Raw genomic sequence first — 8,298 nt, 5'->3', positions numbered from 1 at the left:
CCGTTGGCCCCGTCCGCCACCGTCGACCAGGTGGTGCCCCGGCTCCTCGAGCTCGCTGACGAGCTGCTGCACGATCCCGAGGAGCTGCCCCTCGTCCTCATGGGCGACTCGGCCGGCGGGGCTCTGGTGCTGGTCCTGGCTCAGCACCTGCGCGACGCCGGTGCGTCTCGGCCCGCCCTGGTGGTGGGGCTCTGCCCGTGGCTCGACGCCAGGCTGGAGGAGAGCGAGGTGGGAGACCTGGAGCCGACCGACCCCATGCTGGCCACGTCGGGCCTGCGCGCCGCGGGCCGGTGGTGGGCGGGTCCCCGCGATCCCGGCGATCCCGTCGTCAGCCCGCTCTTCGGCGACCTGTCCGGCCTCCCGCCCGTGCACGTGTGGATCGGCGATCGCGACATCCTCCGCCCCGCGGTCGACAGGCTGGAGCAGGAGGCCTCCCGCGTCGACGCCGGGCTGGTGGTGCACGAGGTCAGTGCGATGTTCCACGTGTGGATGACGCGCTGGGTGCCGGAGGGCCGCCGCACGCGGCGCGCGTTGCGGCAGCTGGTCGCCTCGACCGGCGCGAGCCTGTCAGGGTGACGGCATCCCACCGTTGACGTTCAGGGTCGCGCCGACGACGAAGCTCGACTCCGCCGAGGTGAGGAAGACGTAGGCCGGAGCCTGCTCGACGGGCTGGGCCGCCCGGCCGATGGGGGCCTCGCTGGCCCCGAAGTCCGGCAGGGTCTCCGGATCGACGCCGCCGGACGGCTGCAGGGCGGTCCAGGTCGGACCGGGGGCGACGACGTTGACCCGGATGCCCCGCTCGACCAGCTGCTGGGCCAGGCCCTTCGAGAGGTTGTTGACCGCAGCCTTGGTGCTGGCGTAGTCGATCCGGTCCGGGGCCGGCTGGTAGGCCTCGGCGGAGGCCGTGTTGACGATCGTGGAGCCCGGCGGCAGGTGTGGCACGGCCGCCTTGATGACGTGGAAGGCCGCGAAGACGTTGGTGCGGTAGGTCTCCTCGAAGAGTGCGTCGTCCAGGTCCTCGAGCCGCTCGACCCAGCGCTGCTTGCCGGCGATGTTGACCACCGCGTCCAACCCGCCCATCGCGTGGACCGCTGTGTCCACCAGGGTGCGGCAGTACGCCGGGTCCGTGAGATCGCCGGGCACGCGCGTGACCGAGCGTCCCGCCGCCTCCACCAGCGCCGCGATCTGCGCGGCGTCGTCCTCCTCCTCGGGCAGGTAGGACATGGTCACGTCGGCTCCCTCCCGGGCGAACGCGATCGCCACGGCGGCACCGATCCCGGAGTCGGCGCCGGTGATCAGCGCCCGGCGTCCGGTCAGCCGTCCGGTGCCCCGGTAGCCGTGCTCGCCGAGGTCGGGCACCGGCGTCATCTCCTGCTGGAGTCCGGGCTCCTCCTGCTGCTGGACGGGTGGGCTGATCCGCGGGTAGCGGGTACGAGGGTCCGCGAAGGCGTACTGGTCCATGCCTCGATGGCAACCCACGACCGGGCGCGCGCGGTCCATCCGCGGGGGTGGCTGCCGGACGTCGGGCCGACTACGGAGCCCCGCCAGCCGGTGTGGCGACACCATCCGGCCGGGGTCGGGTCACCTCAGTCGTCGCCGGCCGATCCTCGCAGCCCGTTGAGCACCAGGTCGGCCAGGGCCCGGTAGGCGGCCGCGTTGTCCAGGCCCGTGGTCTCCTCGAGAGAGCCGCTCTGGATCGCGGACATGACCTCGGCGACGACCGCACCGACGAAGGCGGCGTCGACTGCGCGCCACCCGCCGTCCTCGGCGCCGTCGGTGACCAGGTCCTGCACCCGACGGGCTGCTCGCTGGGTGTTGTCGCGGTAGATGTCACCCGCCGGGCGGTACGCCGCGAGGTCGGCGTGGAAGCGCGGCGACGCCGGCTCGAGCTCCTCGGCCACCGCGGTGAGGTAGACCCCCAGCCGGGCTCGCGGTCGTTCCTCGGCGGCGACGCGTTCCTCGATGCGGGCCGCCGCCCGCCGGAAGTAGTGCCGTACGGCGGCGAGCACGATCTGTTCCTTGCTCTCGGCGACCGCGTAGATGGTCGTGCGGGAGCACTTGAGCGCAGCCGCGAGATCGCCGACCCCGAAGCTGAGGAAGCCCTCGGTCAGGAACAGGTCGGCCAGCCCGTCGAGGACCTGCTCACGCCTGGACCCGCGCGCGGGCGGAAGGGGATCGAGCACCGCGCCAGAGTACCAGAATCAGTACTGTAGTATCGTTCCTGTTCTTGTCCACGAGGAGGTCCCATGCCCGCACGTCGCGTCCTGCCCACCGAGGAGGCCGCCGACCTGCTGCGGCTGGTCCGCCAGATCGCCACGGATGAGCTCCTCCCGCTGGTCGCCCGCGCCGAGGCCGAGGAGGACTTCCCGCGCGAGGTCTTCCGGATGCTGGGCAGGACCGGCCTGCTGGGTCTGCCCTACCCCGAGGAGTACGGCGGGGGCGGGCTCCCCTACGAGACCTATCTCCAGGTCCTCGAGGAGATCGCGAGCGTCTGGTCGTCGGTGGGCGTCGGGGTGTCGGTGCACGCCCTGTCCTGCTTCGGCCTGGCCACGGCCGGCACCGAGGAGCAGCGCCACAAGTGGCTGCCCGACATGCTCGCCGGTGACCTGCTGGGGGCCTACTGCCTCTCCGAGGCGCACGCCGGATCCGACCCTGCGGCCATGCGCACCACCGCCAGGCGCGACGGGTCGGCCGACGACGGGGAGTACGTCCTCAACGGCGCCAAGGCCTGGACCACGCACGGCGGCAACGCCGACTTCTACAAGGTGATGGCCCGCACCTCCGACGACGGAGCTCGCGGCATCTCCTGCTTCCTGGTCCCCTCCGACGTCGCCGGCCTGACCTCCGACGCACCCGAGAAGAAGATGGGCCTGACCGGCTCCCACACGACCACGATGCGCTTCGACGACGTACGCATCCCAGCGCAGCGGCGGCTCGGCGAGGAGGGCCAGGGCCTCAAGATCGCCCTGGCGGGCCTCGACTCCGGCCGCCTCGGGATCGCCGCCGTCGCCACCGGACTCGCTCAAGGCGCACTCGACCACGCCCTGGCCTACGCCCGGGAGCGCACGGCGTTCGGGCAGCGGATCCTCGACCACCAGGGGCTCGCCTTCGTGCTCGCCGACATGGAGGCAGCGGTGCACCAGGCCCGGGAGACCACCCTGCACGCGGCGCGCCTCAAGGACGCCGGACTCCCGTTCGGACGCGAGGCATCGATCGCCAAGCTCACCGCGACCGACAACGCCATGAAGGTCACCACCGACGCCGTGCAGGTCCTCGGCGGCGCCGGCTACACCCGTGACTTCCCGGTCGAGCGCTACATGCGCGAGGCCAAGGTGATGCAGATCTTCGAGGGCACCAACCAGATCCAGCGCATGGTCATCGGCCGCCACCTCGACAAGGGTCCGGCCGGCGACATCACCCACCACACCCCCGCCCCCTGACACCCCCGCCCCCTGACACCTCCGGCTCCCCCACGAGCCGACCCACACGACAAGGACACCCCTGATGGAGATCCGCGACACCACCGCCATCGTCACCGGCGCCGCCTCCGGCCTCGGCGCCGCCACCGCCGCCGCCCTGGTCGAGGCCGGCGCCCACGTGGTCGGCATCGACCTGCCGGGGCAGGTCGACGACGCACCCGCTCGCGCCGGTGTCACCTACGTCGCCGCCGACATCACCGACCCCGACCAGGTGGCTGCCGCGGTCGAGCGGGCCGCGTCCTTCCCCGAGCCGCTGCGCACCGTCGTCAGCTGCGCCGGGATCGGGCCGTCCATGCGGATCCTGGGCAAGAAGGGCCCGCACGACCTCGCCTTCTACGCCAAGGTCGTCCAGGTCAATCTCCTGGGCACGTTCAACGTGATGACCCTGGCCGCCGAGAGGATCGCGGCCACCGACCCCCTCGAGGACGGCGCGCGCGGCGTCGTGATCAACACCGCCAGCGTCGCGGCGTTCGACGGTCAGGTCGGCCAGGCGGCGTACGCCTCCTCCAAGGGCGGCGTCGTCGGCCTCACCCTGCCCGCCGCTCGCGACCTCGCCCAGCACGGCATCCGCGTCAACACGATCTGCCCCGGCATCGTCGAGACGCCGATGCTGGCGACCGTCTCCGACGAGTTCCGCGCCGGCCTCGCCGCCGGGGTCCCCTTCCCCGCCCGCCTCGGCCGCCCCGACGAGTACGCCGAGCTCGCCCTCGACCTGATCCGCCACGACTACATGAACGGCGAGACCATCCGCATGGACGGCGCGCTGCGGATGGCGCCGCGCTGACCCGCGTCGCACCACGGTGGTCGCATCGACGCGCGACTATGTATTCTGACCGGGTGGTCCCCGACGAGTCCCTCAGCGATGCGCACGGCGACGCCGGGGTCGCGCGCCCGCTCCGGGCTGCGATGTCGAAGGAGCAGGCCGAGGACTTCGCCCGACTGCTGAGCGTGGTCTCCAACGCGACGCGCCTGCAGATGCTGTCGAACATCTACCGCAGTGACGGCGGGCGGACTCGGGTCGCCGATCTCACCTCGGCACTGGGACTGCGCCAGCCCACGGTGAGTCACCATGCCAAGCTGCTGACGGAAGCGGGCGTGCTGCAACGCGAGCCTTCCGGACGCGAGGTCTGGTACTCCATCGTCCCGCACCGTCTCGACGCCATCGCCGACCTCCTGCGCTAGTGCTCCCATGTGGCCCGACACCCTGACGCAGGTCGCTGTCATGGCCGACCCCGAGCGGCTGCACGTGCTCTCCCTCGTGCTGGACCACTCGGACGCAGGATTCGCGCCGGAGTCGCTGACCGACGCCGGTGAGCGGGACGCCGTACGACGCCATCTCGACGCGATGGAGGGCGCCGGCCTGGTGCAGCTGGTCGAGGGCAGGTACCGCCCCACCGGCGCAGCCCTCGTGCACTTCGGGGCACCCCTGGGCCACTCGGGGTCCGACCACGTCCGGATCGACGTCGGAGAGCACGAGCGGATCCTCGGCACCATCACCGAGGAGCTGGTCGCCCGGCACCACGGCACCCTGGCCCCCGAGACGGTGCACGCCTTCGTGCTCGAGAGCTATCAGCTCCTCGCCTCCCGTGCGACGGTCCGCCGACACCTCCCCCAGCTGACAGCACGCTTCGCCGCCGACCGACTGAGTGCGCTCGCCTCGATCCAGCTGCCCGGTCCCGCCGCGGACGTCCTGTTCGTGTGCGTCCGCAACGCCGGCCGGTCCCAGATCGCGGCGGCCCTGATGCGCTCGGCCGCCGGGGAGTCGGTGCGGATCCGGACGGCGGGCTCCGCGCCGGCCGCGCAGGTCGACCCCGTCGTCGGGGCCGAGCTGACTCGGCTCGGGGTGGGTCAGCTGACCGAGTTCCCCCGGCCTCTCACCGACGAGGTGGTGCGGGCTTCCGCCGTGGTCGTGACGATGGGCTGTGGCGACGCGTGTCCGGTCATCCCCGGACCCCGGTACGTCGACTGGGAGGTGCCCGATCCCGTGGGCCGCCCGGCGCACGAGGTCCGCGGCATCATCTCCGACATCAGGGATCGGGTCGGAGCCCTGCTGGTCGAGCTCGGCGTCGCCACCGGCTGACTCCGCGACCGCGGGCCGCTGGCGCGTCGCCGCTCGGCTTCGCTCGGCTTCGCTAGGCGTCGGAGGCAGTGATCAGGCGGTGCGGGTCGAGACGGTAGCCCACACCTCGCACGGTCTGGAGCGCCTCGTGAATGCCCAACGGCAGCAGCTTCCTGCGGACGCGCATCACCGCCGCGGCGAGCACGTCGGCCTTGCCCGCGCCGCCACCCGGCCACAGCGACTCCACCAGCACGGGTCGCGGCACGACGCCGCCACGACGTACGGCGAGGGCCAGGAGCAGGTCGAACTCGATCGGGCTCAGGTCGACGGCATGACCGCCGAAGTGCACGTCGTACCACCCGGGAGTCAGGGCCAGGTCGCCCACGTGGATGGGGCTGGGTGCCACCGTCGCCGGGGTGACCTCCTGCAGCACCTGGGCAATCTGGCGAGCGTCGTAGGGCAGGGCGACCAGAGGGCGGCCCCCGGCCATCACTGCTGAGCGGATCGCGGCGAGATCACCCGAGCCATGGGCGATCAGGACCGGAGCCGAGGTCTCGGCCCGGACCACCTCGACGAAGGACTCCAGGACGTCGGCGCCCAGGCGGGCACTCACGATCACGACGTGGGAGGTCACACCGACGTGCGCCACGACCCGCAGCGGATCGGTGTGGGTCTCGACCTGAATCCCGAGAACCGCCATCTCTGCCGCCACACGAGCGCCCTCGGCCGCGTCGGGCTCGAGCAGGCTGACGCACTGCACGTCCTGCGGGCGTCGGGCCCACAGCTTGGCGATGTCCTCGGCGATGAGGCGTTGGGCCCGAGACTCGATCTGGGTGGACATCACCCGAACCTTCCGCTGATGTAGTCCTCCGTGCGCTGGTCGGTGGGATTGCCGAAGATCTGGTTGGTCTTGTCGAACTCGACCAGCAACCCCGTGCGGTTACCGGTGGTCTCGTCGGGACGGGCGGTGAAGAACGCCGTACGGTCCGAGACCCGTGCCGCCTGCTGCATGTTGTGGGTCACGATGATGATCGTGAACTCGTCGCGCAGGCCCTGCATCAGGTCCTCGATCCGCGACGTCGCGATCGGGTCGAGGGCCGAGCAGGGCTCGTCCATCAAGATCACGTCCGGCCTGGTGGCGATTGTCCGGGCGATGCAGAGCCGCTGCTGCTGACCACCCGAGAGCCCGAAGGCGGACTTCTTGAGCTTGTCCTTGACCTCGTCCCACAGCGCCGCGCTGCGCAACGCGTCCTCCACGAGGTCGTCCATGCTGTCGACCTTCATGCCGGTGACCCGTGGGCCGTAGGCGATGTTGTCGTAGATCGACTTCGGGAACGGGTTCGGCTTCTGGAAGACCATCCCGATGTGCTGCCGTACGGCGATCGGATCCACCTTGCGGCCGTAGATGTCCTGCCCGTGGTAGGACACCGCACCCTCGACCCGCGCACTGGGCACGAGGTCGTTCATCCGGTTCAGGCAGCGCAGCACGGTGGACTTGCCGCAGCCCGATGGTCCGATGAGCGCGGTGATCTCGTTCTTGCCGAAGGACAGGCTGACGTCGTGCACGGCGTGGAAGTCGCCGTAGAAGACGTTCAGGGAGTGCGCCTCGATGACGGGATCGGGGGGCAGGTCGGGCAGGTACCCCTCCTCACGGAGGTGGTGCTGGGGTGCTGGAGCGACGTCCTCGCCCTTGCGGGTCGAGGCTCGTGCCGGACGAGTTGCCATGGCCGTGGTTCTCCTACCAGGATCGTTGGAACTTGTTGCGGATGAAGATCGCCAGACCGTTCATGACGAGGATCAGGACCAGCAGCAGCACAATCGCCGCCGAGGCCGCCTGCCGCAGCTCGTCCTGGGGCGCCGAGGCGAGGTTGTAGACCTGGACCGGCAGTGCCGTCGCCTTGTCGAGGATGGTCGTCGGGTCGAACCGCACCGTGGCGACACCGAGCACCACCAAGGGAGCCGCCTCGCCGATGGCACGCGAGAGGCCGAGGATCGTCCCGGTCGCGATGCCGGCGATGGCCGAGGGCAGGGTCTGGCGCCACGTGGTCTGCCAGACGGTGGCGCCCAGCGCGAGCGACCCCTCGCGGATCTCGCTCGGCACGGCGCGCAGCGCCTCTCGCGTCGTGATCACGATGACGGGCAGGATCAGCAAGCCCAGGGCGATGGCCCCACCCAGGACGATGCCCTTGAACGTGAAGCCGAGCAGACCCATGATCGCGGCGGCCAGGAGGCCGTAGATGATCGAGGGGATCGCGGCGAGGTTCTGCAGGTTGACCTCGATGAGCTTGTTGAACCAGGTCCGCGAGTTGGCGAACTCCTCCAGGTAGACCGCCGTGGCGATCCCGATGGGGATCGCCATCAGAGCAGTACTGAGCATCAGCCACAGGGTCCCCAGGATCCCGGCCCGGAAGCCGGTCTCGTCCTTGCGGACAGTCGACTCGTACTGGGTCACCAGGTTCGCGTCGAAACGGCTGGACCCGTCGACCACGGTGTCGAGGATCAGCGCGGCGAGCACCATCACCCCGAAGAACAAGGAGAACCAGAGCGCGGACAGGAAGATCAGCGACGCCGGGTTGCGGTCCTTGTTCTTGCCGGTGGCGAAGGAGCTGGCGGTCACGCGGGCGGCTGTGGTGCCGGCGAGGCTCATCAGTAGGCCTGCCTGAAGCGGCGGACGATCGCGATGCTGATCGCATTGATGGCCAAGGTGATGAGGAACAACAGCATCGCAACGGCGAAGAGCATGTTGTAGCCGACCGATCC

The 8,298-nt window shown here is 70.8% G+C and carries 10 protein-coding genes; 5 read left to right on the top strand and 5 right to left on the bottom strand.

Going from position 1 to position 8,298, the window contains the following annotated elements; translation table 11 throughout:
- Positions 1-576 (top strand): alpha/beta hydrolase fold domain-containing protein (locus tag Q1K33_RS15290; RefSeq protein WP_300405459.1); only part of this gene is annotated, 576 nt, incomplete at its 5' end.
- Here the strand turns inward: Q1K33_RS15290 and Q1K33_RS15285 are convergent.
- Both Q1K33_RS15285 and Q1K33_RS15280 read right to left on the bottom strand, forming a co-directional pair.
- Positions 568-1,461 (bottom strand): SDR family oxidoreductase, encoded by an 894-nt coding sequence (locus tag Q1K33_RS15285; protein ID WP_300405457.1) that lies wholly within the window; start codon positions 1,459-1,461, stop codon positions 568-570. The two genes, Q1K33_RS15290 and Q1K33_RS15285, sit on opposite strands and share 9 nt — an antisense overlap.
- A gap of 125 nt (positions 1,462-1,586) precedes the next feature.
- On the bottom strand, positions 1,587-2,183 hold the full coding sequence (locus Q1K33_RS15280; protein WP_300405455.1) for a TetR/AcrR family transcriptional regulator: 597 nt from the start codon (positions 2,181-2,183) through the stop codon (positions 1,587-1,589).
- 63 nt (positions 2,184-2,246) lie between these two features.
- Between Q1K33_RS15280 and Q1K33_RS15275 the strand changes: the two genes are divergently transcribed.
- The 4 genes from Q1K33_RS15275 to Q1K33_RS15260 all read left to right on the top strand — a co-directional run bounded on the left by Q1K33_RS15275 (position 2,247) and on the right by Q1K33_RS15260 (position 5,559).
- Complete coding sequence (locus tag Q1K33_RS15275; RefSeq protein ID WP_300405453.1) at positions 2,247-3,440, top strand: acyl-CoA dehydrogenase family protein; 1,194 nt, start codon at positions 2,247-2,249, stop codon at positions 3,438-3,440.
- A 64-nt stretch (positions 3,441-3,504) separates the two neighbouring features.
- A complete protein-coding gene (locus tag Q1K33_RS15270) occupies positions 3,505-4,263 on the top strand; it encodes an SDR family NAD(P)-dependent oxidoreductase (RefSeq protein WP_300405451.1) in 759 nt (252 codons plus the stop codon).
- 53 nt (positions 4,264-4,316) lie between these two features.
- Positions 4,317-4,661: a metalloregulator ArsR/SmtB family transcription factor gene (locus Q1K33_RS15265; protein ID WP_300405449.1), complete on the top strand. Its 345-nt coding sequence runs from the start codon at positions 4,317-4,319 to the stop codon at positions 4,659-4,661.
- Positions 4,662-4,668: 7 nt separating this feature from the next.
- Entirely contained in the window at positions 4,669-5,559 is an 891-nt protein-coding gene (locus Q1K33_RS15260) for a three-helix bundle dimerization domain-containing protein (protein WP_300405447.1), read from the top strand.
- A gap of 52 nt (positions 5,560-5,611) precedes the next feature.
- Here the strand turns inward: Q1K33_RS15260 and Q1K33_RS15255 are convergent, their stop codons facing one another.
- From Q1K33_RS15255 to pstA, 3 genes are read right to left on the bottom strand one after another with little or no spacing between them, the layout of a single operon-like run.
- Positions 5,612-6,379, bottom strand: coding sequence for a winged helix-turn-helix domain-containing protein (locus tag Q1K33_RS15255; RefSeq protein ID WP_300405445.1), 768 nt, complete (start codon positions 6,377-6,379; stop codon positions 5,612-5,614).
- Positions 6,379-7,263, bottom strand: a complete 885-nt coding sequence (gene pstB, locus Q1K33_RS15250) for a phosphate ABC transporter ATP-binding protein PstB (RefSeq protein ID WP_300405443.1) — start codon at positions 7,261-7,263, stop codon at positions 6,379-6,381. The genes Q1K33_RS15255 and pstB overlap by 1 nt, the downstream gene beginning before the upstream one ends.
- Positions 7,264-7,276: 13 nt before the next feature.
- A complete protein-coding gene (gene pstA, locus Q1K33_RS15245) occupies positions 7,277-8,185 on the bottom strand; it encodes a phosphate ABC transporter permease PstA (RefSeq protein WP_300405441.1) in 909 nt (302 codons plus the stop codon).
- Positions 8,186-8,298 lie beyond the last annotated feature (113 nt).

This window comes from Nocardioides sp. (assembly GCF_029937575.1).
Classification (GTDB): Bacteria; Actinomycetota; Actinomycetes; order Propionibacteriales; family Nocardioidaceae; genus Nocardioides.
This window is presented reverse-complemented; position numbering and strand designations above follow the sequence as displayed.